We start from the raw sequence: 23,205 nt of genomic DNA on the forward strand, positions 1-23,205 counted from the left end.
GCAGGATTGTCCGACAAAAACCGGCGGAAAGCGACGCTGACGAAAACGCCAGTTTCGCCCTGGCGACACGCATTTACAGCGCAAAAACACAAGAAAACACGAAACTTCATCAATTATCGCGATCCAGGCAATGATTAACCAACAAACAGACCGGAAAACAGTTTTTTCACCTGCCGCGACCTTTTTGCACCGAACTTCCCGCCCGGATCCACTTTTCATTGTGAGGGTAAAATCCTCATGACACTATCCGCTGGCCGCTTCCGTCAGCATGGCGGGGCAGGACCGGAGCCGGCGGCGCATGCGACAAGACATGCCGGACCGGGTCAAGACAAGAGAGACAGAAGAGATGAAGACACTCACCGCAGCCCTCGCCACCGCCGTGATGCTGGCCACCACCGCGGCCGGCGCCGAGACCCTCCGCTTCGGCATCGACGCCAATTATCCCCCTTTCGCCAAGCAGGGCGCGGACGGCAAGCTGCAAGGCTTCGATGTGGACATCTCCTATGCGCTGTGCACGGCCATGAAGGTCCAGTGCCAGATCGTGCCGCAGGACTGGGACGGTCTGATCCCGGCACTGAACGCCAACAAGTTCGATGCCATCCTGTCGTCGATGCAGATTACCGATGAGCGGCGGAAGGCGGTCGACTTCAGCCACAAGTACTACAGCACCCCGGCACGCATGGTTGCCCGCATCGGTACCAAAGTCGACCAGAATGCATTCCGGGGCAAGAAGATCGGCACGCTGCGCGCCTCGACGCAGGAAAAATTCGCACGCGACTACTGGGGCAAGGCCGGGGCGACGGTGGTGTCGTACGGCAAGGCGCCTGAAGCCTTCCTCGACCTGACTGCCGGCCGCATCGACGGCGTGTTCGTCGACAGCGTGGTCGGCGAGACCGACTTCCTCAAACGGCCGCAAGCAAAGAACTTCGCCTTCGTCGGTCCGTCGTACAACGATCCCAGGTACTTCGGCGACGGCGCCGGCATCGCCGTGAAGAAAGGCAACACCGTACTGGTGCAGCGCCTGAACAAGGCCATTGACCAGATCCGCGCCGATGGTACCTACAGGAAAATCCAGGACCGCTACTTCAACTTCGACGTATACGGCAAGTAAGCCGCGCCGACACCGGAGAGCCACGCATGGAATCCAGACGACACCCGCTGACCAGTCCCAGCCTCGGCACCCGCCGCGAGCTGACCAGCCTGCATTTCGGCGCCCCCGGCGCCGGGGGCAAGGTTTATATCCAGGCTTCGCTGCACGCCGACGAACTGCCCGGCATGCTGACCGCCTGGCACCTGCGCCAGCGGCTGACCGCGCTGGAGGCGGAAGGCCGCCTGCGCGGTGAAGTGACGCTGGTGCCGATGGCCAATCCGGTCGGCCTCGACCAGACCCTGCTCGGGGTACAGATCGGCCGCTTTGAACTCGGCTCCGGCCAGAACTTCAACCGCTACTATCCGGATCTCGCCGACGTGGTCCATGACGCCGTCGCCGGCCGGCTCGGCGCCGATGCCGGCGCCAACGTGCGGCGGGTGCGGGAAGCGCTGGCCGCGGCCCTGGCGCGGATCGCGCCGCAGAACGAGCTGGACAGCCTGCGGCTGACGCTGATGCAGCTGGCAGCCGATGCCGACGTGGTGCTCGACCTGCACTGCGATTTCAACGCCGGCCTGCATCTGTACACGCTGACACCGATGTGGCCGGACTGCGAGCCGCTCGCCCGCTATCTGGGCTCGTGCGCACAGTTGCTGGCAACCGAGTCCGGCGACTCGCCATTCGACGAAGCCTGCTCCGGCTTCTGGCTGAAGCTGCAGACACGGGTCGCCGCCCGGACACCAGCCACGCCAATACCGCTGTCCTGCCTTGCGGTTACCGTCGAGCTGCGCGGCCAGGACTACGTCGACCACGCACTGGCCGCGCAGGACGCCGACGCCATCATCGCCTTCCTGACCCATCGCGGTCTGGTGGCCGGCACGCCGCCGCCGCTGCCGGCGCTGCGCCATCCGGCCACGCCGCTGGCCGGCTCGGAGCCCCTGCTCGCCCCGCACCCCGGTGTGATCGCCTTCCATCGTGCGGCCGGCGAGACCGTCGCCGCCGGTGACGCGGTGGCCGACATCATCGATCCGCTGGAAGGCCGGGTCAGCACGCTGACCGCGCCGCGTGCCGGCATGCTGTACGTTCGCGAGCTGCGGCATTACGCCACCACCGGCATGTGGGTCGCCAAGATTGCGACCGCGGAAGCCTTCAGAACCGGCAAGTTGCTGAGCGCATGACCACCCCCGGTCAGGGGGCCGGCGCAGGCGGGCGCAGGCGCTGCGATGCACAACCGGATGTGCCGGCATGACGTCGCGTTTCGGGTTACACTCCGCACATTCCCGTCCCGTCCCGGCGTGCGCTCCACCCGGGGCGTGTGCCTCCTGCGCGTTGGCAACGCCTGGTGGCGAAGTTTTACCCGGCCCGGCCGATAAATCATGACGGGGCAATAGCCCGTACGACTTCGCCTCCCCGCCCTCGCCATCGCGAAGGCCCCGCCGACCACTGGCGGGAAGGGGTTGTCAGCAACCTCACGCATTGAACTCTCTGTGCCGACACCGCTCCGCAAACGCCCTTCCGCCCACGACAGCATCGCACCGCCGACCCGGCGCTACGGTTTCCTGTTATTGCCGCAGTTCTCGCTGTCCAGCTACGCGCTGGCACTCGATGTGCTCGACTGCGCCAATGACCGGGCCAAGCGCCCGTTGTTCGAGATGCTGACCCTGTCGCTCGACGGCAACCGGGTACGCGCAGCGAACGGCGTGCAGATGGCCGTCGACCTGACACCGAAGACCGCGCCGAAGCTGGACGGGATTTTCCTGTTCTCCGACGACCTGTCCGTCGATGTCGACATCGACGCGCTGTCGCAGGCGCTGTCGCCGTTCGCCCACGAACCGCTGCTGCTGGCCGGCATCGAGACCGGTGCCTACTGGATGGCGCGCGCCGGGCTGCTGAGCGGCTACCGGGCCACGATCCACTGGCAGGAAATGGCCCGCTTCTCCGAAGCGTTCGACGATGTGATCGTCAGCTCGAACCTGTTCGAGATCGACCGTGGCCGCGCTACCTGCGCCGGTGGTGCCGCGACGCTGGATTTCATGCTGGCGCTGATCAGCCAGCAGCATGGCAACGAGTTCGCCGCCGAGTTGTCCGAGCTGTTCAGCCTGGAACGCATCCGTCCCGGCAATGAACGCCAGCGCATTCCGCTGGCTACCCGCATCGGCGGCAGCCAGCCGAAACTGACCGAAGCCGTCAGCCTGATGGAAGCCAACATCGAGGAGCCGCTGTCAACCGATGACATCGCCTTCTATGTCGGCGTGTCGCGCCGCCAGCTCGAGCGGCTGTTCAAGCAGTATCTGAATACCGTGCCGTCGCGCTACTACCTTGAGCTGCGGCTGAACCGCGCCCGCCAGTCGCTGCAGCAAACCAGCAAGTCGATCGTGCAGATCGGCCTGTCGTGCGGCTTCTCCAGCGGCCCGCATTTCTCCAGCACCTACCGCAACCATTTCGGCATCACGCCGCGCGAGGAACGCGCGCAGCGCGCACTGCCGGGCCGGCACGCCGCCGAAGCCTGATTCGCATGCCCCCGAGATTGAAAAAAGCGCCCCGGGGCGCTTTTTTCAATCCATGACCGGCCTATTGCAGCAGATCGCCACCGACGCCCAGCAAGCGCGTCGCGGTGCCTCTGGTCATCTGCTTGCCGACCACCTTGTCATCCATGAACTGGACCAGCACGGCAGTATCGCCTTCGCGCCACATTGCCCCGCCGCCGTCGACGCCCATGAACTGGCCGCCGACCATCTGCGACGGCTCGCCGATGATTGCCGCCACCTCGCCACGGCTCATGCCGTCACGGATCTGGTCATAGTTGGCGCTGGTCAGCCGGGTGGTGCCGCAACCGGCCAGCAGCGCCACCAGCAGCACGACGGCAATGACAATGGCCGCAAGTGCGTAGTAGCGGGCCCGGTTGTTGCCGGGTTTGTCGCAGCAGGAAGGCATCGGGGGCTCCTTTTCCGGATGACGGGGGCGGCTGCCGATTATCCGCCCCGCCCGCTCAGTAATCCAGACCGAGGTACATGTAGCCGGTCAGCTGCCCCCCATCGGCATAGCCAAGGCCGATAAAGAACGGCCCCAGCAGGCTGTCGGCGACGGCAAACACCGAACCGGCCGGAATCCAGCGGTTGCGCTGGGTCAGCCCGTCCGGCGTGCCCCACACCCGTCCCGCTTCCAGCGACGCCCCCAGATACAAGCCGGTGCCGATCGCCGAGGGCAGCGTCGCCACCCGCCGGTAGCCCATCAGCCGCAGCAGCGCGGTACGGTCGCCAACCAGTTGCTCGTTCTTGTAACCGGACAGATTGAGAAAGCCCCCCAGCGAGAATGCATCGTCGCTCTTCAGGTCCTGCAGGTCGGAAATCGAACTGCCCTTCAGCGTGGCGCGGAACACGGTGTCCTTGTCCCACAGGAACGCCTTGTCCAGCCGCAGCTGCGCCGAATGCGAGGCCTCGCTCGCGCCCAGCGCCGGCACGCCCTTGTACGCGGATGCTGCCACCAGGAAGCCGTCGCGTGGCAGGCGCGGATTGTCGAACTGGTCGATCACCGCACTGGCGGTCAGGCCGCCGATCCGCTGCCGGGTCCGGTCGATGAAATTCGGGTCGCCAATGTCGCGCTCGACCCGGTCGTAGCCGGACACCACGCCCAGACGGACTTCGCCGTAGTTGCCGAGCGAGCGGCCGTACTCGACCGTGGCCCGCGCCGCTGCCAGGCGGAACTGGGCAGACTTGTCTCCGTTGGCGGTGTACAGCGTATACGGCCGATCGTGATAACCGATGCTGGCCGCCACGAAGTTGTTCGAATCGGCGGCAAACGGCTGGTAGAACTCCGTGCGCAAACCATTGTCCTTGCCGAGCACGATGCTGTTGCGCCACTCGCCCCCCGCCTCGTTCACCCAGCGCCGGGTATGGCCAAAATACAGGTTGAAGGTCGAATCGCCTTCGGTTTCCCCGGCCAGTCCCATGCCGAAGCGCAGCACGTTCGGCGCAATGGCACGGTCCTCGGCCCGGACGTCCAGCGTGGTCGAGCCATCCTGGTCCTCGATCAGGCTGTAGTTCAGCCGCTCGTAGTCACCTGTCGCATAACGCGCGCGCAGGGTGTGATGAAAGGCTTCGGTATCCAGCGGTTTGCCAACCAGCGGTTCGACATCGGCCGCCAGCAGGGTCGGATTGGCGATCCGGGTTTTCTGCACCTTGACGTGGTCGACAATCACCGGAGTCAGCGGCACGTCCCGATGGCGCTGCCAGGCCGAATACTCGTCCTCGCCGACCGACAGCCAGGCCAGATCGGCACGGCGCCGGGCAATGGCCTGCTGGCCGAGTTCGGCCAGTTCGCGACTGGCGCTGAAGTCGGCGCTGGTGTACTGGCCGAGATCGGGCCGGATGACGATATCGCGTGCATCGAGCAGTTTCATCTGCTGCGCCACATTCTGCTGCACGCCGATATTGGTACTCTGGGCAATGACGTCGAAGACGGTGCGGATCTGATCCTTCTTCAGCGCGCGGGTACCGACATCGACCACGATCAGGATGTCGGCACACTGGTTCTTCAGGTTCTCGATCGGCAGCTGGCGCGCCAGACCGCCGTCGACCAGCAGGGTGTCCTTGTAGTCGACCGGCTCGAACAGTCCCGGCACCGCCATGCTTGCCCGCAGCGCGGTCGCCAGATCGCCACTGTTGAAGGTGACCGGCTGGCCGGTGATCAGGTCGGTCGCCATGGCCTGGAACGGAATCGGCAGCTTGCCGAAGTCCGGCACCCGCGCATCGCGCGCCAGCGAGCGGATGAACAGGTCGATTTCCTGCGAGTTGATCGCGCCACGCGGCAACCGCAACTGACCGTCGCTGAAACCGAAGCGCATGTTGAAATAGTTGACGAAGTCGTCTCGCTTGGCGCTGAACGGCACGTCGGCCCGATTCGGGCTGCCGGCCAGCATGCCGTCCCAGTCGGCATCGGCGAACGCTTTCTTCAGGGCCTCGATCGGCTGGCCGCTGGCATAGAAGCCGCCGATCAGCGCACCGGCCGACGCGCCGGAAATACAGTCGACAGGGATGCGCATCCGTTCCAGCTCGGCAATCACGCCGAGGTGGGCGAAGCCGCGCGCGCCGCCGCCGCCGAGCACCAGCCCGACCCGGGGCCGGGGCGGCGCGGGACGGCTGTCGGCCCCCGTCGCCGGCGGCGCATCGTCAGCCATGGCGGGCGCGGCAAGCCCCCAGCCGCCCACGACCATCAGAAGCGAAACGAAGAAACAGCAGAAACGCGTAGGCAAGGGCATGCAGAACCAGTAAGGGTGGATACGACCGCGGTGGGCCATGACATGCCGATCCGGCATGCGTCAGGTCGGCATTATATTGAACGGGAGCGGATTTTCCCGCCCCGCGTCAGTCGCATCGGCGTCGATGCTGCCGCTGGCAGGTTACAATCCGCTGTCCGCCTCCCGACTCCAGATACCCCGCATGTTCCCGAAACTCGTATTGGCATCGAACAATGCCGGCAAGCTCAAAGAATTTTCCGCCCTGCTCGCACCGCTCGGCATCGGTGAAGTGATCCCGCAAGGACAGCTTGATGTTCCCGAAACCGACGAGCCGTTTTCCACCTTCCTGGAAAACGCGCTGCGCAAGGCCCGCCACGCCAGCCGGCTGACCGGCCTGCCGGCACTGGCAGACGATTCCGGCCTGTGTGTCGATGCACTCGGCGGCCAGCCCGGCGTGCTGTCGGCCCGCTATGCCGGCGAACCGAAATCCGATGCGCGCAACAACCAGAAACTGCTCGACGAGCTGGGGGATCGCACCGATCGCGCCGGTCACTACTACTGCGTACTGGTGCTGGTCCGCCATGCCGACGACCCGCAGCCCATCGTCGCCGATGCGCTGTGGCGTGGCGAGATCCTCCGTGCGGCGCGCGGCGATGGCGGTTTCGGCTACGATCCGCTGTTCTGGCTGGCCGGGCATGACTGCTCGGTGGCCGAGCTCGATCCGGTGATCAAGAACCGTGACAGCCATCGCGGCCAGGCACTCGCGGCGCTGGTGAGCAAGCTCGGGGCTGTTGCCCGGTGAGCACGACCCTGGCCCTGCCCGGCGCCTCGGGCTGGCGGCTGGATGCACCGCCGCCGCTGTCGCTGTACGTCCATATCCCGTGGTGTATCCGCAAGTGCCCGTACTGCGATTTCAACTCGCATCAGGTCCGGGATGACCTGGACGAGACGCGCTATGTCGATGCGCTGCTGGCCGATCTCGATTGCGCGCTGCCGCTGGTCTGGGGACGCCCGCTGCGGACCATTTTCATCGGCGGCGGCACGCCGAGCCTGTTCTCCGCCGAGGCCATCGACCGGCTGCTGTCCGGCGTGCGGGCGCGGCTGCGACTCGACCCCGATGCCGAGATCACGCTGGAAGCCAACCCGGGCACGGCCGAAGCCGGCCGTTTCCGCGACTATCGCGCTGCTGGCATCAACCGGCTGTCGATCGGCATCCAGAGCTTCGATGCCCGCTACCTGACTGCGCTCGGTCGCGTGCATGACAGCCGCGAGGCACACCATGCCGCCGATCTGGCCGCCGATATCTTCGGCAATTTCAACCTCGATCTGATGTATGCACTGCCGCGCCAGTCGCTGGCCGATGCCCTGGCCGATGTCGATGCGGCGCTGGCCCATGCACCGACCCATCTGTCCTGCTATCACCTGACCATCGAACCGAACACGCTGTTCGCCCGCCATGTTCCGGCCAAACTGCCGGACGACGACACCTCGGCCGACATGCAGGAGGCCATCGAGGCCAGACTGGCCCGGGCCGGTTTCGAGCACTACGAAACGTCGGCGTTCTGTCGCCCCGGCCGGGCCGGCCGTCACAACCTGAACTACTGGGGTTTTGGCGACTACATCGGCATCGGCGCCGGCGCGCATGGCAAGATCACCCTGCACGACCGTGTCCTGCGGCAGATGCGTCACAAGCAACCGGCCGCCTACCTGCAGGCAGTCGGGCGCGGCGAACCGGTACAGAACGAGCACGAGGTCGCACTGGCCGACCTGCCGTTCGAGTTCATGATGAACGCGCTGCGGCTGATCGACGGCGTGCCGAGTTCGCTATTTGGCGAACGAACTGGTCTGCCGCTGGCACGCATAGCCCGCCCGCTCGGCGAAGCGGTCGAGCGCGGCCTGCTCGATCCGGATCCGACCCGGCTGCGGCCCACGCTGCAGGGCCAGCGTTTCCTGAATGATCTACTCACCCTGTTTCTTCGAGAGGAAAACTGAAATGGCAGAAAAACACATCATCCATACCGATCGCGCTCCCGCCGCCATTGGCGCGTATTCGCAAGCCGTCCGCGTCGGCGACATCGTCTACCTATCCGGCCAGATCCCGCTTGACCCGGCCAGCATGCAGCTGGTCGACGGTATCGAAGCCCAGGTCCATCAGGTGTTTACCAACCTGAAGGCCGTGACCGAAGCCGCCGGCGGCTCGCTCGACCATATCGTCAAACTGAATATCTTCCTTACGGATCTGGGCCATTTCGCTAAAGTGAATGAAATCATGGGCCAGTATTTCCAGCAGCCGTACCCGGCACGTGCCGCGGTCGGCGTGGCCGCGCTGCCGAAGGGCGCGCTGGTCGAGGCGGAAGGCGTAATGGCACTGTAAGCCGCCCTCTCCCGCGGCGGGCAGTTCCCTTGTCAGCAGTCTGGAGCCGAAATGCGTGCCATCCTGTTGTTCTGGCTGTTCCTGCTCGCCGCCACACCACTCCGGGCGGCGGACGCGGCCCCTGTCGCCACGACAGCCACGGCCGCCCCGCCGCCGGCTACCCTGCGCATCGACAATCGCGACGTGGTGGTGTTTCGCAGCGTGCTGCTTGGCTATCCGCCTGCAGAGCGGGCCGCCGCCGCGAACTCGCGGGTCGAACAGGTTCTGGAGCGCCACCCGGACGGCAAACTGCAAACGCGCGAACTGCCGCAGGGCACGTCGATCCAGATCGATGACCGCTTCCTGTTCATGGTCGGCCCCGGTGACGCCGATGCGCTGACCGGCGAAACCCGCGCCGACGTGGTCCGCCACGCGCTGACCACCCTGAACACCCTGATGACCGAGCGGCGCGAACTGCGCTCGCCGGCCCGCTTCCTGTTTGCCCTGTTGCGCTCGGTGCTGATCCTGCTTGGTGTCGCGCTGGCGCTGACCGCCGGCGCCAGGGCCACGGCCAGTGCGCGGCGGCTGGCCGAAACCCGCCTGACCGGCAACCATTTGCTGTTCCGTATACCGTTCTGGCAACGCGCAGTGCGCGGTACGGTGCGGCTGGCCAGTGCACTCTGGGTCCTTGCCGTGCTCTATATCGGACTGTCGATGCTGCTGTCGACCTTCCCGATCACCCGTGCCTGGGGCGAGGCCCTCGATGTGACCCTGCTCGGTTTTGCGCTGCGCATCGGTCTGGCCACCGTCGACGCCCTGCCCGGCATCGGCGTGGTGCTGGTCATCATCGTCCTGACGCGCTGGGCCGTGCAGATCGTCCACTACCTGCTGTCCCGGGTCGAAAGCGGCGAGCTGACCCTGCCCCTGTTCGATCAGGACACCGCCGGGACGACGCGCAAGCTCCTGATCGTTGCCCTGTGGCTGTTTGCGCTGGCAATGATGTATCCGTATTTCCCCGGCGCCAACACCGATGCCTTCAAGGGGCTGTCGGTGGTGATCGGCCTGATGGTGTCGCTCGGCGCATCGAGCGTGGTCGGCCAGTTCGCCAGCGGGCTGATCCTGATCTACTCGCACGCGATCCGTCCCGGTGAATACGTGTCGGTTGGCGAGATCGAAGGCACGGTCGCCAATATCGGTCTGTTCGCGACCAAGATCCACACCAATCTGCGCGAGGAAGTCAGCATTCCGAACTCGGTGCTGGTCAGCCAGAGCGTCAAGAATTTCTCCCGCCTCGCGCACGATGGCGGCGTGATCCAGCTGGTCACGCTGACCATCGGCTACGGCACGCCATGGCGCCAGGTCGAGGCAATGCTGCTGATGGCCGCCGATCGCACCAGCGGCGTGCGCCGAGACCCGAAACCGTTCGTATTCCAGACCCGGCTGTCGGACTACTATGTCGAATACAGCCTGCGCGTGGCGCTGGACGAACCGCGTGAGCGGCTGCGCATTCTCGACGAGCTGCACAGCCACATTCTCGACGTGTTCAACGAGTACGGCGTGCAGATCACCTCGCCGAACTACGAGGACGACCCGCACACGCCACAGATGGTGGCACCGGAAGACTGGTATCCGCCGCCGGCCCGCCGCCCGCCGGCCTGATCAGGCGGCCCTTGCCCTGATTCGCGCCATCCACCCCCCGCCGAAAACGTTGACCACCAGCCCGACGATCAGCAGCGCACTGCCGCCCCACTGCAGCGGGCTCGGCCATTCATCAAGCAACAGTGCCGCCGTGCTCAGGCCGACCACCGGAATCAGCAGCGAGAACGGTGCCACCCGGTTGGCCGGATGGCGTGCCAGCAGACCGCTCCACAGGCTGTAGCCGAGCAGCGTCGCGCCGAATGACAGATAGGCGACGGCGGCCAGTGATTGCAGGCTGAAGCCGGCCAGCGCCGCCCACACCGTCGACGGTCCCTCGATCGCCAGCGACAGGGCAAGGAATGGCAGCGGCGGCACCAGACTCGACCACACCACCAGCGCCAGCATGTCCGGGTGGTGGCCTTCCTGCGTCATCTTGCGCACCACGATATTGGACGCCGCCCAGCAGGCCGCGGCCGCCACGGTTAACAGGAAACCGAGCAGTGTCATGCCATGGCCGTGGCTGGCACCGATCAGGGCCAGCCCGGCGCCGGCGAACAGCAGGCCGGCCAGTTGCGGCCGCGTCCAGTGCTCGCCAATCAGGCAGGCCGCCAGCACCAGGGTCAGGAAGGCCTGCGACTGCAGCACCACCGACGCCAGCCCGGCCGGCATGCCGACATACAAAGCCGAGAACAGAAAGCCGAACTGGCACAAGCCGACGGTCAGCCCGTAGGCAACCAGCCAGCGCCACGGCACTGCCGGCCGGCGAATCAGGAAGATGGCCGGCAAAGCCGCCAGGGTAAAGCGCACGCCCCCCAGCAGCAGCGGCGGCAGACCGGCCAGGCCCCACTTGATCACGACGAAGTTGACGCCCCAGACAATAACAATCAATAGCGCTTTGGCATAATCGGACAATGGCATGAAAACTCCGAAAAACAGGAAAAACTCACCAATACTCTCAAATAGTTGAACGATTTACTTCTGTTTCAATCGCCAGCAGATTGCAGCCATGGCGGCCGCTCAAACACAAGATTTTCGCCAGCCATCAAATGCGAAATGTCAATTCGTACTTCTGCGGATTGAATTTGATGCAAATTTCATCAAATATGCAGTGACGATTGATGTGCATCAACCACCGGAAGTCCGGAAAGGTCGATATTGCGCCCAATCCCAGACGCCCCGGAGTGCCTGGCATCATGTGCGCGGCAGACCCTCTTCGTCCATGCGCCATGAACGCCGTTCCGGAGCGGCGATGGCTTCCCTGTTGTGGGGAGTGCCATTGTTTTTGTGAACGACCCCGGAAAAACTGCCATGAAACTGAAATCCTTCCTGAAAAAATTCGCCCGCGACGAACGTGGTGTCAGTGCTCTGGAATACGCGATCCTGGCGGCCGTGGTTGCCGTTGCCGTGGTTGCCATCGGCCCGAAGATTACTGCGCTTTACACTTCTACCTTCACAAAGGCAACCGATGCGGTCGGCAAGCTTGACACCCAGGCGACACCAAAATAATAAGCAAACGCAGTGAACTGATGGAGAGTTTCTGGACTGGCGCGCAGCACTGGGCATCATTGGGCATTTCCAGTGCATCCAGCCTGATACTCGTGGGGCTGGCGTGGCACGACCTGCTGTATCGTCGGTTGCCAAATCAGCAGGTAGCCAGCCTCGCCCTGCTGTTTCCAGTACAGCTCCTGAGTGCAGGCTGGCCTCCCGGCCAGTTGATTCCCCATCTTGCCATTGCCTTGGTCACATTGCTGTTCTGCGCCATATTGGTCGCCATCGGCGGCTTTGGTGGCGGTGATGCAAAGTTGGCGGCAACAGTCATGTTGTGGGCCGGTCCTGCTGCTGCCGGTACCACATTGCTGCTGATTACCCAGGCCGGACTGCTGCTTGCTCTGACCGGGCTGGCGGCGGAAAGAATGCTGCCTCGCCTCGCACCTGACAGCCGGTTGCATCGGGCTCTGTCCAGTCTGGTACCGGTCCCTGGCGTGCCCTATGGCATCGCGCTGTCCCTGGGCGGTCTGTATGCGGTATGGACCTCCTTCTCGATGCATGCATGATCAACGGCTGAATCTGAATGAAACTTGTACTTCGAGGCTGCCTGCTGCTGATCGCGGCGGCCGTGATTGCGCTTGTGCTGCGTACCGCCTTGCTCAATGCCAACACCCCGACCGCACCCGCAAAGCCGGAACGGGTACCGGTCCGTGTCGCCGCCACCGAGCTGCCGCCGGGCCGTCTGCTGCGCGACAGTGAAATGAACTGGCAGGACATGGCCGTCAATCAGGTGCCGAAAGGCGCCATCACCCGCAACGAGACCGACAAGCTGGCGCAACTGAAAGGCGCGCTGGTGCGCCATCCGCTGGCGGCCGGTGCGCCGATCCGTCTTGAAGACGTGATCGCCGCCGACACGCCGGGCTTCCTCGCGGCCGCGCTGAAACCGGGCATGCGCGCGATCTCGGTGCCGATTACCGATGTATCCGGCAACTCCGGCCTGATCCAGCCCGGTGACTTTATCGATCTGATCCTGACCCAGTCGATGCGCGAAGCGTCGCCCGGCCAGGCAGTGGTCAGCGAAACCATCGCCACCGGCCTGCGCGTCATTGCCGTCGGCAGCACCATTGCCCGTCCCAAGGACGCCGACAGCGCCAATACCCGTGCCAGCACGGCGTCACTGGAAGTGTCGCCGCGCGCAGCCGAGATCATTACCGTCGCGGCACGCATGGGCGAACTGTCGCTGGCGCTGCGCAGCTTCGCCAACGAGGGGCGCGAAGGCGCACCGACCGAGGAAATCCCGCCGGCACGCGGCATGACCTGGGCCGGCGACATCTCGCAGGCCGCCCGGGCAGCGACGCCACCGCGCAGTGAGCGAGCAGCCCCGTCGTCGGGTGGACTCTCCACCGGCAATGCGGCAGGCGTGGTCATCCTGCGCGGGTCGAAACGCGACAATCAGACCGGCGTGCCCACCGGCCTTGCCGGGCTGCTGGCGCCCGCCTCTGCCACGGCTCCCGTGCCGCCACCGCAATGAATCGAAGCCTCGCCATGATGCATTCCCCTTCCCGTTTGCTGCTTGCCAGCCTGCTGACCCTGTCGCCACTGCCGGCCCTGGCCGCATCGGCCGTCTCGGCCAATGCCGAACTGCTGACACTGGCGATGGGCAGTGGCGAACTGCTGCACCTGCCCGGCGCGGCAGCGACCGTCTTTATCGCCGACCCGGACATCGCCGATGTGCAGGTGCCCAGGGCCAATGCCGTGTTCGTGCTCGGCAAGAAGACCGGCACCACCACACTGTACGCACTCGATGCCGCCGGCCGGCCGTTGCTGCAGCGGCGGATCGCGGTCCAGCACAATGTGACCGAACTGTCCCGGCTGCTGCGCCAGCGCTTCCCGGACCTGCGACTGAAGATCGAATCGGCCCCTGGTTCGCTGATGGTGTCCGGCGCGGTCAACAGCGCGCAGGAAATCAATGCCGTTGCCCAGACCCTGCAGCCATCGCTGGGCGACAAGGAAACGCTGATCAACCGGCTGACGCTGTCCAGTCCGACCCAGGTCCACCTGCGGGTACGCATTACCGAGGTATCGCGTGACGTGGTACAGCAGCTCGGCATCAACTGGGCGGCGATCGGCTCGTCCGGCAACTCGATGTGGGGCTTTATCAGTGGCCGCGATGCCTATACCGATGCCGGCAAGCTCATCCTGCCGTCCGGTGGCGGCTACTCGCTGCTCGGCGGTTACAAGACCGGCAACACGTCGATTACCGGCGTGATCGACGTTCTCGACCGCGAAGGGTTGATGACGATACTGGCCGAGCCGAACCTGACCGCCGTGTCCGGCGAGACCGCCAGCTTCCTGGCCGGCGGCGAATTCCCGATCCCGGTCGCCCAGACCGGCAGCGGCAGTGGCGGCTCGGCGGCGATCACGGTCGAATTCAAGTCGTTCGGCATTGCGCTGGACTTCACTCCGACCGTGCTGGCCAACGACCGCATCAGCCTGAAAGTCAGACCGGAAGTCAGCGAACTGAGCCAGGCCAACAGCATCGTCATGAATGGTTCTACCATCCCGGGGCTGTCGATCCGCCGGGTGGAAACCACGGTCGAACTCGGCAGCGGCCAGAGCTTCGCCATCGGCGGCCTGCTGCAGAACAATGTGCGCGACATCCTCAGCCAGTTGCCCGGCCTCGGCCAGTTGCCGGTTCTCGGCAAGCTGTTCTCGTCGACCGACTATCAGAACAACAAATCCGAACTGGTGGTCATCGTTACGCCGTATCTGGTGAAACCGGCCGGTGCCGGCCAACTGCGTTCGGCACTGGACAGCATCCGCCCGGCCAGCGATGTCGAAACCGTGCTGCAGCAGCAGATTGGCCTCGATCCGCTTGATGGCGACACGCCGCGCCTGACCGGCAATGCCGGCTTTGCCTACTGAACCGGGAGCGCCTCATGCCGAATTCTCGTTTCCCCCTGCTCCGTGTCCTGCCCCTGCTGCTGATGCTGACGGCCTGCGCGCCGTTTGGCACCGCCAGAATGCCGGACGCATCAATCATCCGTGTCGATGCCAGCGGCCACGCCAGCGTGCCTGACTGTGCACCGCTGGCCCAGCGCTCATACATGTGGGACACGCTCAAATTCAGGAAACGGCCGGTGATAGCTTTCGGCTGCGCGACCCAGCGCAATCTGGCCACGATGATTGCCGATCCGAACGATCTGCTGCGCGGCCGCGACTACGCCGGCCAGGACGCCACCACCGCCAGCAGCGCCGTCCAGCGCTACAAGGACGGCAAGGTCACCCCGCTGCGCAATACCTCGTCGACTGACGGCCAGCAGGGCGGCGGCAGCAGCGGCGGAGGATCGCAATGAGCATGATCGACATGCTGCGCCCGTCAGCCGGCAAACAGGCCAGCCATGCCGAATTCGTCGCCTTTCTGGCCGACGACGAGAGCGCCGCCATCGTTCAGCGCTATGTTGCGCAGCGGATGCTGCCGCATGCGCATGTGGCACGCGGCAACGTCGACCAGGCGATTGAATTCCTGCAGAAGCTGGAACGGGCGCCGTTGCAACTGCTGATCGACGTCTCCGGCTCGGATACGCCGCTGTCGGAGCTGGCGCGGCTGGCCGATGCCTGCGAGCCGTCGGTCGAGGTCTATGTGGTCGGCGGCAAGAACGATGTCGGCCTGTATCGCAGCCTGCTGCAGCTCGGCGTGCGCGACTATCTGGTCAAGCCGCTGACGGTCGACCTGCTGATGCGCATGCTCGGCAAGTCCGAACCGCTGCAACAGGCGCGCACCGGCAAGGTCATCACCCTGCTCGGCACCCGGGGCGGTGTCGGTGTCAGCACCATCGCCACCCATCTGGGACGCTATCTGGCCAATGTCAGCCAGCGCCGGGTGGCACTGGTCGACCTGAACCTGCATGGCGGCACCGTCAATATCCTGCTCGGACTGGACAGCAATAACGGGCTGACCGATGTGCTGCAGAACGTGCAGCGGCTGGATACCCAGTACATGGAACGGACGCTGGTTGCCCACAGCAGCCGGCTGTTCGTGCTGTCGGCCGAACTCGATTTCGAGCAGGCGTTTCCGCTGCGCGCCGGCGCGGCCGCCGAACTGATCAATGTGCTGAAACAGCACTTCCACTACGTGCTGGTCGATGCCCCGCCGCCTGGCCTGTGCCATGGCGAACTGACCGAGGAAGCATTGACCCAGTCCAAGGTGGTGTACGTGGTTGCCGACCGCAGCGTCCACTCGGCGCGCAATATCGCCCGGCTGGTGCGCTATGCCGGCAACCGCGAAAACGAACCGGTAGTGTCGCTGCTGCTGAACCAGCCGGCGCCGGTCAGCGCCGCCCATGTCGCCAGCGCCGACCTTGCCGACGCCTGCCGGCGCGCGGTACTGCAGGAACTGCCGTATGACGCGCTGAGCGTGGCCACCGCCGAGAATCTTGGCGAGGCCCTGGCGGCGAAATCGACCTTCGGCCTGGCCATCGCCCGGCTGGCCGACGACCTCAGCGGCACGGCACAGAAACCGCAAGTGCTGTCGCGCTGGCGTCAGTTGCTGAAACGGGGAGGCTGAGCATGTTCGGACGCAAGCAGAACGAGGCGCCGGTCGCCGCTGCACCGGCCCCGGTTTCCCGCACGGGCAGTGCCGAGCCGGCGGCCGTGCCCGAGCGGCCGGTGGCGGTCGACGACAGCGAACTGCTGGTTCGTTCGTCCGAGTTCCACACCCTGCGCAATGCGGTGTTCGCATCGATGAACGTGTCGGTTGCGGTGCTGAAGACCCGCGAGCAGGTACGCAGCGATGTGGAAAAGATCGTCTCCGACCTGATCGACCACGAGCGCATCCGCATCACCACCCAGGAGCAGGGCCAGGCCGTCGACGAGATTCTCAACGACATGTTCGGCATCGGCCCGATCGAGCCGCTGCTGGCCGATGACAGCGTGACCGATATCCTGGTCAACGGCCCGGACCAGATCTATGTCGAACGCCATGGCCGGCTGGAACTGGCACCGCAGAAGTTCCGCGACAATGCCCACGTGGTCAATGTCGCCCAGCGCATTGCTGCGTCGATCGGTCGCCGGGTCGACGAAAGCAGCCCGATGGTTGACGCCCGGCTCGCCGATGGCAGCCGGGTCAACGTGGTGCTGCCGCCGCTGGCGCTGGATGGCGCCTGCATCGCCATCCGCAAATTTTCCAAGAAGAACATCACGTTCTCGCGCATGGTCCAGCAGGGCAACCTGTCGGCGCCGATGGCGAAACTGCTGGAAATCGCCAGTGCCTGCCGGCTGAATGTGGTGATTTCCGGCGGTACCGGCTCCGGCAAGACCACGCTGATGAATGCGATGTCACGCACCATCAGCAGCAATGAACGCATCCTGACCATCGAGGACGCCGCCGAACTGCAGCTGCAGCAACCGCACGTGGTCCGGCTGGAAACCCGGCCGGAAAACGCCGAAGGCCTCGGCCAGATCTCGCAGCGCGACCTGGTCCGCAACGCGCTGCGGATGCGCCCCGACCGCATCATTCTCGGTGAAACCCGGGGCGCGGAAGCGTTCGACGTGTTGCAGGCGATGAACACCGGCCACGACGGCTCGATGACCACGGTCCACGCCAACACCCCGCGCGATGCCATCACCCGGCTGGAAAGCATGGTGATGATGTCGCACGGCAGCCTGCCGCTGGTGTCGATCCGCCGCCAGATCGCCGGCGCCGTGCACCTGATCGTGCAGATCGAGCGCATGCGCGACGGCATGCGCCGCATTACCAGCATCACCGAAATCGCCGGCATGGAAGGCGACGTGATCATTACCCAGGACCTGTTCCAGTTCAAATACGATCCGAGCACCTATGGCGACGAGGTCAAGGGCAGTTTCGAGAGCTCGCGCATGCGTCCGGTGTTCGCCACCCGTGCGACCTACTACGGACTGGAAACAGCGCTGCTGGAGGCGATGCAGTCATGAACCCGGCCACCCTGAATCTGCTGACGCTGGCGGCATTCATCGCCGCGCTGCTGATCGGGCTGGCCGTGGTCTGGAGCCGCGACGCGTGGCGCCAGCGCCCGCCGCAGCGCATACGCGACCGCCTGTTTGCCAGCCTGGCGGAACGCATGGTCGATACCGGCGGCAGCGATGCTCAGGGAGGCGATGCGCTGTTCAAGCGCCGTCAGCAGGATGGCCTGTTGCAGCGGCTTGCCGCCCGCTACCTGGGTCGCCTGAAAACCGTCGCCGGACCGCGCGACAGCAAGATCCTGCTCGTAGTCATCATTCTCCTTACCGTTGCCGGCATGCTGCTGGCACCGCTGCTGCCGCTGGCGCTGTGGCAGTCGGCGCTGCTGGTCGCCGCCCTGCCACCGCTGCTTGCCGTGCTCGGCTACCGTTTTCTGGTCGCACGTTTCAACCGTCGCTTCCTGCACCTGTTTCCCGACGCGCTCGACCTGATCGTGCGTGCAGTGCGCGCCGGCATGCCGGTCGCCAAGGCCATCCACAGCGCCGGCGACGAATTTGCCGCGCCGATCAGCACCGAGTTCCGGCTGATGGGCGACGCCCTGCGGCTCGGCATCGACATGCAGCAGGTGCTGGAAGACGCCGATCGCCGCATTGCCATCTCCGATTTTTCGTTCTTTGTCGTCTGCCTGCAGTTGCAGCGCGAAACCGGCGGCCAGTTGACCGAGACGCTGGAGAACCTGTCGCAGATCATCCGTACCCGGCGCGAGCTGGGCCTCAAGGCCAAGGCACTGACGGCCGAGGGCCGTACCGCCAGCAAGGTGATCGCGGCCGTCCCGGTCTGCATTCTGGCCGCGCTGTGGGTCAGCAGCCCAGACTATATCGGTGTGCTGTTCCATACCGAGAGTGGTCGCCACATCCTGTGGACCGCCACTGCATTGGCAACCCTGGGCCTGCTACTGATCAACCGAATGTCGAAGCTGGAGACCTGACATGCCCATTGAACTGGATACTCTGGTCGATCTGCTGCTGTTCGCTGTCATTTGCGCCGCAGCGCTGTTCTATATCAGTGCACGTTCTGGCGTCGGCAATCGCGTTTCCACACGCCTGCGCACATTGACCGAAGCGCGCCCTGGCTCAAGCGCCAGCATCAATATGCCACCACTAAAGCGACTTCTGCGACGAGTAGCCAGGTTTGGCGACAGCCTGCCACTGTTTGATGCGATGCAGCGCACCCGGCTGGCCACTGTGCTGCGCCAGGCCGGGCTGCGTAGTCCACTTGCCCTGTCCATCCTGGCCTGTGCCAAGCTCGGCTGCGGAATGGCACTGGTGCTGGTACAGCAGACATCGGCACCCGACCTGCTTGGCACTACCCTGTCGATGCGCGCACTGGCCGGCATCGGTGCTTTTGTCATCGGGCTGATCCTGCCCGAGTACGCACTGAAGCACCGGGTAAAGAACCGGCAGCGGCAGATCGAGTCTGCACTGCCGAACGCGCTCGACCTGCTGGTGATCTGCACCAACGCCGGTTACAGCCTGGCCGCCAGCATGGGCCGCAGCGCACGCGAGCTGGAACGGGTGTGCCCGGCGCTAGCCGATGAACTCACAGTGACCACCGGCGAATTGCAGCTCAGCGGCGACAGCAACACCGCGCTGCGCAATCTCGCCGACCGGGTCGGCACGCCATCGGTGCGCAGCCTGGTGGCGACGCTGATCCAGGCCCAGCAATACGGTACGCCGATTACCCAGTCGCTGCGCATGCTGGCCCGAACCGAACGCAATACACGCATGCTGGCACTGGAGGAGCAGGCCGCCAAGCTGGCGACCAAGATCACTGTGCCGATGATCGTATTTATCCTGCCAACCGTGGTGCTGATTGCTGGCGGTCCCGCCGCACTGAACCTGATGTCCGCTTTTGGAGGCCGCTAATGTCCCGCGCATCCCTGCTGTTCCCGTTGCTGCTTGCCACCGCGCTGTCCGCTTGCGGCACCTATGCAGCTCCCTCGCGCACCGTGGCATCCAATCTGTCGTCGCCGGATGCCGACCTGCGCCTGGCGCGCAGTGCACTCGAAAGTGGTGACACCAGCATGGCGGCAACGCTGTTCGGCAAAGTGCTGGCCGCGACACCGGACTCGGCCCCGGCCCGCCTCGGTCTGGCTGACAGCCTGTTCCTGGCCAATGAACTGGAGCAGGCGCGCCAGGCCTATGCCGCCCTGCCGCCCCATGGCGCCGAGGCACGCGCAGCCACCCTCGGTCTGGCCCGCATCGACCTGCGCCAGCGCCAGCCGGACGCTGCCATCCCCCGCTACCAGGCGCTGCTGGCCCAGCGGCCCGACGATGCCCAGGCGCTGGCCGGCCTCGGCGTCGCCTATGACCTGAAAGGCGATCACGCCCAGGCACAGGCGACCTATCGCGCCGGGCTGGCCGCCCATCCGGCCGACATGGCGCTGCGCAACAATCTCGGCCTGTCGCTGATCCTGTCGCACCAGCCGCGCGCCGGTGCCAACATGCTGCTCGACCTGGCCAATGTCCCGTCCGCTCCGCCCCAGGGCCGGCAGAACCTGGCGCTGGCCTACGGCATGCTCGGCAATGCCGATGCCGCCGAGCGCATCCTGCAGATCGACCTGCCAGACAGCCAGGTACAGGACAATCTGCGCTTCTATCGTGCCGTGCGAGCCCGGCTCGGCCAGCAGGGCAAAGGCTCATGATCCGGCGCTGGCGCGACGACAGCGGCGCCTCAGCGCTCGAGTTCGCGCTGGTATCGCCCTTTCTGCTTTTGCTGATTATCGGCACGCTCGATATTGCAATCGCCATGCTGACCGACGGCTTCCTTGAACGCAGTGTTCGTGCCGCAACCCGACTCGGCATCACTACCTCCGTTCCGACAGGGAAAACCCGCGAAGAAGCGATCCGCGACATCATCTGGGCCGGTGTCGGCGACTGGGTTGGCAATCCGTCTCGGCTGCATATTGAAACCCGGGTCTATTCATCGTTTGCCAATGTCGGCCAACCGGAACCGTGTGGAGACGACTCCTACCAGAAAACAGGCACCTGTACCGGCAGTTTCACTGACATCAATGGCAATAACAAATGGGATCCGGACATGGGCCTCACTGGTGCCGGTGGCCGCGGCGACATCGTTTCATACCGGGTCTGGTTCGACCGTCCATCATTCACCGGCATCCTCAATCTGCTCAACATGGGCTTGTATCATTTTGAACGCCGCATCGTGATACAGAACGAATCATGAGCCGCTTATTCTTTCACTGCCGCAATGAACGTGGCGCAGCTGGCCTCGAACTGGCGATGCTCGCTCCACTGTTCCTGTGTATCCTGCTCGGCTTTTCCGAACTGCACCAATACCTGCGCGCACTCAGCATCGTTGAGCGCACCGCCTTCTCAATCGGCGACATGGTTGCGCAGCGGCCGAGCCTGCACGACAGCAACAGCCCCAGTGACAGCAGCAATATTGGCGTGTACTGGCAGGCAGCGGCGGTCAGTGCCCAGCCGCTGGATATGGCGGAAAACGGTATGGTGGTCATCACCGTGGTCAATGATGGCGGCGTGGCCAAACCAAAGATTGCCTGGCAGCGAAGCGCTCCTGGCTGGAAGTCCAAGGCAACGACGCAAATAAGTGCCGCAAAACCGCTGCCGGCCGGCTTTCCGTTCTATGCCAGGGACAATACCGTGGTCGTCGAAGTGATGTACACCTTCACCCCATTCCAGGCGCTGGCGCTGTTCCTGCCGAAGGACAAGCTTCCGACTACGGAGCTGTACCGGCGCGTGTATTTCCGCCCACGCTTCAACGATCTGGATACCTTCGAGTGATGACAGACCTTCCCTTGTCCATCCGGTGTCAGCGTGGCTCGGTGACCATCGTGTTTCTGTTCAGCATGATGTCAATCACGCTGAGCCTGTTTGCCGCCATCGACATCATGCGCTACAACCTGGTGCAGTCACGGATGCAAAGTGCGCTGGATTCGGCTGTGCTGGCCGCCGGTCGCAACCTCGGCAACCTTGGTAGCTCGCCTAATCAAGCCTCGCAGGATGCATGGAAGCAGGATGCAATCGGTTATCTGCGTGCCAACATGCCGGACGGCTATATGGGCAGCAGTTACGACATTGGCAAGGTTGTGGTCACGGTCAGTGGCGAAGCGCGTACCGGCCAGACGATCAGCATGCAAGCCACTGGCGAATTGCCACTGCTGGTCGCCGGCTTTCTGGTTACCAAGACCATGCCTCTGGTCGCCGGCAATACCGCAATGCGCAAGAACCGCCGCGATCTGGAGCTGGTGATGGTTCTGGACAATACCAAGTCAATGGACGACTCGGCTGGTAGTGGCCAGACACGGCTAACCGCATTGAAAAAAGCCGCCAACACGCTAGTGGATACCCTATTTGGCAATGGAGACACCGACTCGAATTTCAATATTGGGTTGGTACCATTTGCCAGTACGGTCAATGTAAGAGACGCAAGCGGCGCAAAACCTGTGCGCTGGCTCAAGAATGGGTCCGTCCAACCATTCACCTCGATTGGATCATGGGATGGATGCATCGTTGAGCCACAAGAAAGCAATGGTTTGCAGCCCAATCCTCCCAAAGTATTGTCTCCATCCAGCAAATCTTTCACTCCCTATTACAGCACCAATGTTGTCTCTAGCTATTGGGAGGCACGTTTTCAATTTGATAATGGCTATTGCGTTCCAAGTCCGACAACATTTCTTACCAGCAATGCAAAAACCATTAAGTCTGGCATCAATGCAATGTACGCCTATGGAGGTACAGCAATTGCAACGGGTACGCTATGGGGATGGAGGATGCTATCGCCAACCTGGCGAGGGAGCGATGGTTGGGGTAGCACTACGTTACCTCAAGACAGGGACAGTTTCCTGACTAAAGCAATGATTATCATGACGGATGGGAAAAATGGCCAATTGGGAGGATGGAGTGCAGCCCGTTTCAACCAATTTGGCACGCCAAAGCTGTCAGCGCTTCCCCCGCAAAAAAATGGTTATTACGTGGGTAATGTAGACAATTATGTGTCAGGTGACGGTGGCGCCAATCTGCCGCCATATGGCCGTCTGTATTTAAAAAACAACCAAAATTATGACGATTCGCAGGGCACCCTCGACAGGTTGCTGTTGGCAACCTGCTCTGCAGCCCGCAACGATGGAATCAAAATCTGGACCATCACCTTTGGCTCGGACGCCAGTAGCCCATCGATCCAGAACGTCATGCGCAACTGTGCCAGTGAAGCCTACTACCATGCACCGAGTGGGAGCGACCTGCAGACCATCTTCCAGAACATCGCCGGTCAACTGAGCGAACTGCGTCTGGTGAAGTAGGCACAACCCCAATGTCATTAACTTGATCTTGATCAAGATCAAGTCCGCGCTGAAATGACAAGGTATTAGACTCGCTTGCGTGGCCGGAACGGCCCGCGCAAGACGAGCCGCCTAACTTCATACA

24 protein-coding genes are annotated in these 23,205 nt (G+C 64.0%); 21 read left to right on the top strand and 3 right to left on the bottom strand.

Annotated features, from left to right (window positions below; translation table 11 throughout):
* Nucleotides 1–346: 346 nt before the first annotated feature.
* The 3 genes from aotJ (at nt 347) to Q352_RS0104735 (ending at nt 3,597) form a co-directional block, all read left to right on the top strand.
* The gene (aotJ, locus tag Q352_RS0104725; RefSeq protein ID WP_028498344.1) at nt 347–1,111 is read left to right on the top strand and encodes an L-arginine-binding protein AotJ; all 765 of its coding nucleotides are present in this window, start codon (nt 347–349) and stop codon (nt 1,109–1,111) included.
* Nucleotides 1,112–1,137: 26 nt separating this feature from the next.
* Entirely contained in the window at nt 1,138–2,265 is a 1,128-nt protein-coding gene (locus Q352_RS0104730) for a succinylglutamate desuccinylase/aspartoacylase family protein (RefSeq protein WP_028498345.1), read from the top strand.
* Between the two features lie 309 nt (nt 2,266–2,574).
* Nucleotides 2,575–3,597 (top strand): GlxA family transcriptional regulator, encoded by a 1,023-nt coding sequence (locus tag Q352_RS0104735; protein ID WP_084299850.1) that lies wholly within the window; start codon nt 2,575–2,577, stop codon nt 3,595–3,597.
* A 61-nt stretch (nt 3,598–3,658) separates the two neighbouring features.
* Here Q352_RS0104735 and Q352_RS19850 read toward each other — a convergent pair whose 3' ends face one another.
* Together Q352_RS19850 and Q352_RS0104745 are read right to left on the bottom strand one after the other, a co-directional pair.
* Nucleotides 3,659–4,021, bottom strand: coding sequence for a hypothetical protein (locus Q352_RS19850; RefSeq protein WP_051528686.1), 363 nt, complete (start codon nt 4,019–4,021; stop codon nt 3,659–3,661).
* Nucleotides 4,022–4,076: 55 nt separating this feature from the next.
* Nucleotides 4,077–6,263: a patatin-like phospholipase family protein gene (locus Q352_RS0104745; RefSeq protein ID WP_158537413.1), complete on the bottom strand. Its 2,187-nt coding sequence runs from the start codon at nt 6,261–6,263 to the stop codon at nt 4,077–4,079.
* A gap of 262 nt (nt 6,264–6,525) precedes the next feature.
* On the opposite strand from Q352_RS0104745, the gene rdgB reads away from it, so the two are divergent.
* Genes rdgB through Q352_RS0104765 form a run of 4 tightly spaced genes read left to right on the top strand, consistent with a single transcriptional unit; the run spans nt 6,526 to nt 10,335 of the window.
* The gene (rdgB, locus tag Q352_RS0104750) at nt 6,526–7,125 is read left to right on the top strand and encodes an RdgB/HAM1 family non-canonical purine NTP pyrophosphatase (protein WP_028498348.1); all 600 of its coding nucleotides are present in this window, start codon (nt 6,526–6,528) and stop codon (nt 7,123–7,125) included.
* Nucleotides 7,122–8,315: a radical SAM family heme chaperone HemW gene (gene hemW, locus Q352_RS0104755; protein ID WP_036385258.1), complete on the top strand. Its 1,194-nt coding sequence runs from the start codon at nt 7,122–7,124 to the stop codon at nt 8,313–8,315. The genes rdgB and hemW overlap by 4 nt, the downstream gene beginning before the upstream one ends.
* Before the next feature lies 1 nt (nt 8,316).
* Nucleotides 8,317–8,697, top strand: a complete 381-nt coding sequence (gene ridA, locus Q352_RS0104760; protein ID WP_028498350.1) for a deaminase RidA — start codon at nt 8,317–8,319, stop codon at nt 8,695–8,697.
* Nucleotides 8,698–8,748: 51 nt separating this feature from the next.
* A complete protein-coding gene (locus tag Q352_RS0104765; RefSeq protein WP_028498351.1) occupies nt 8,749–10,335 on the top strand; it encodes a mechanosensitive ion channel family protein in 1,587 nt (528 codons plus the stop codon).
* Here the strand turns inward: Q352_RS0104765 and Q352_RS0104770 are convergent, their stop codons facing one another.
* The gene (locus tag Q352_RS0104770; protein ID WP_028498352.1) at nt 10,336–11,232 is read right to left on the bottom strand and encodes an EamA family transporter; all 897 of its coding nucleotides are present in this window, start codon (nt 11,230–11,232) and stop codon (nt 10,336–10,338) included. It lies immediately after the preceding gene.
* Nucleotides 11,233–11,320: 88 nt separating this feature from the next.
* On the opposite strand from Q352_RS0104770, the gene Q352_RS23240 reads away from it, so the two are divergent.
* From Q352_RS23240 to Q352_RS0104835, 14 genes are read left to right on the top strand one after another with little or no spacing between them, the layout of a single operon-like run.
* Nucleotides 11,321–11,602 (top strand): hypothetical protein, encoded by a 282-nt coding sequence (locus Q352_RS23240; protein WP_156952472.1) that lies wholly within the window; start codon nt 11,321–11,323, stop codon nt 11,600–11,602.
* Nucleotides 11,603–11,622: 20 nt separating this feature from the next.
* A complete protein-coding gene (locus Q352_RS19855; RefSeq protein WP_051528687.1) occupies nt 11,623–11,820 on the top strand; it encodes a Flp family type IVb pilin in 198 nt (65 codons plus the stop codon).
* A gap of 20 nt (nt 11,821–11,840) precedes the next feature.
* A complete protein-coding gene (locus tag Q352_RS0104780; protein WP_051528688.1) occupies nt 11,841–12,368 on the top strand; it encodes an A24 family peptidase in 528 nt (175 codons plus the stop codon).
* A gap of 17 nt (nt 12,369–12,385) precedes the next feature.
* The gene (gene cpaB / locus Q352_RS0104785) at nt 12,386–13,333 is read left to right on the top strand and encodes a Flp pilus assembly protein CpaB (protein ID WP_028498354.1); all 948 of its coding nucleotides are present in this window, start codon (nt 12,386–12,388) and stop codon (nt 13,331–13,333) included.
* 14 nt (nt 13,334–13,347) lie between these two features.
* Nucleotides 13,348–14,727 carry a type II and III secretion system protein family protein gene (locus tag Q352_RS0104790; RefSeq protein WP_084299854.1) on the top strand — a complete coding sequence of 460 codons (1,380 nt, stop codon included), beginning with the start codon at nt 13,348–13,350 and terminating at the stop codon, nt 14,725–14,727.
* Nucleotides 14,728–14,741: 14 nt separating this feature from the next.
* Complete coding sequence (locus Q352_RS19860) at nt 14,742–15,158, top strand: CpaD family pilus assembly lipoprotein (RefSeq protein ID WP_169735632.1); 417 nt, start codon at nt 14,742–14,744, stop codon at nt 15,156–15,158.
* Complete coding sequence (locus tag Q352_RS0104800) at nt 15,155–16,369, top strand: CpaE/TadZ family protein (protein ID WP_028498356.1); 1,215 nt, start codon at nt 15,155–15,157, stop codon at nt 16,367–16,369. Before Q352_RS19860 ends, Q352_RS0104800 begins: the two co-directional genes overlap by 4 nt.
* A gap of 2 nt (nt 16,370–16,371) precedes the next feature.
* On the top strand, nt 16,372–17,754 hold the full coding sequence (locus tag Q352_RS0104805; protein WP_028498357.1) for a TadA family conjugal transfer-associated ATPase: 1,383 nt from the start codon (nt 16,372–16,374) through the stop codon (nt 17,752–17,754).
* Nucleotides 17,751–18,728 carry a type II secretion system F family protein gene (locus Q352_RS0104810; protein ID WP_028498358.1) on the top strand — a complete coding sequence of 326 codons (978 nt, stop codon included), beginning with the start codon at nt 17,751–17,753 and terminating at the stop codon, nt 18,726–18,728. Before Q352_RS0104805 ends, Q352_RS0104810 begins: the two co-directional genes overlap by 4 nt.
* Nucleotide 18,729: 1 nt before the next feature.
* On the top strand, nt 18,730–19,665 hold the full coding sequence (locus Q352_RS0104815; protein ID WP_036385260.1) for a type II secretion system F family protein: 936 nt from the start codon (nt 18,730–18,732) through the stop codon (nt 19,663–19,665).
* Nucleotides 19,665–20,444: a tetratricopeptide repeat protein gene (locus Q352_RS19865; protein WP_036385372.1), complete on the top strand. Its 780-nt coding sequence runs from the start codon at nt 19,665–19,667 to the stop codon at nt 20,442–20,444. Before Q352_RS0104815 ends, Q352_RS19865 begins: the two co-directional genes overlap by 1 nt.
* Nucleotides 20,441–20,986, top strand: coding sequence for a TadE/TadG family type IV pilus assembly protein (locus tag Q352_RS0104825; RefSeq protein ID WP_028498360.1), 546 nt, complete (start codon nt 20,441–20,443; stop codon nt 20,984–20,986). The genes Q352_RS19865 and Q352_RS0104825 overlap by 4 nt, the downstream gene beginning before the upstream one ends.
* On the top strand, nt 20,983–21,564 hold the full coding sequence (locus Q352_RS19870) for a TadE/TadG family type IV pilus assembly protein (protein ID WP_036385262.1): 582 nt from the start codon (nt 20,983–20,985) through the stop codon (nt 21,562–21,564). Before Q352_RS0104825 ends, Q352_RS19870 begins: the two co-directional genes overlap by 4 nt.
* Nucleotides 21,564–23,081: a TadE/TadG family type IV pilus assembly protein gene (locus Q352_RS0104835; protein WP_028498361.1), complete on the top strand. Its 1,518-nt coding sequence runs from the start codon at nt 21,564–21,566 to the stop codon at nt 23,079–23,081. The genes Q352_RS19870 and Q352_RS0104835 overlap by 1 nt, the downstream gene beginning before the upstream one ends.
* Nucleotides 23,082–23,205 lie beyond the last annotated feature (124 nt).

Origin of the sequence: Microvirgula aerodenitrificans DSM 15089 (genome assembly GCF_000620105.1) — a bacterium.
In the GTDB taxonomy this organism is placed as follows: Bacteria; Pseudomonadota; Gammaproteobacteria; order Burkholderiales; family Aquaspirillaceae; genus Microvirgula; species Microvirgula aerodenitrificans.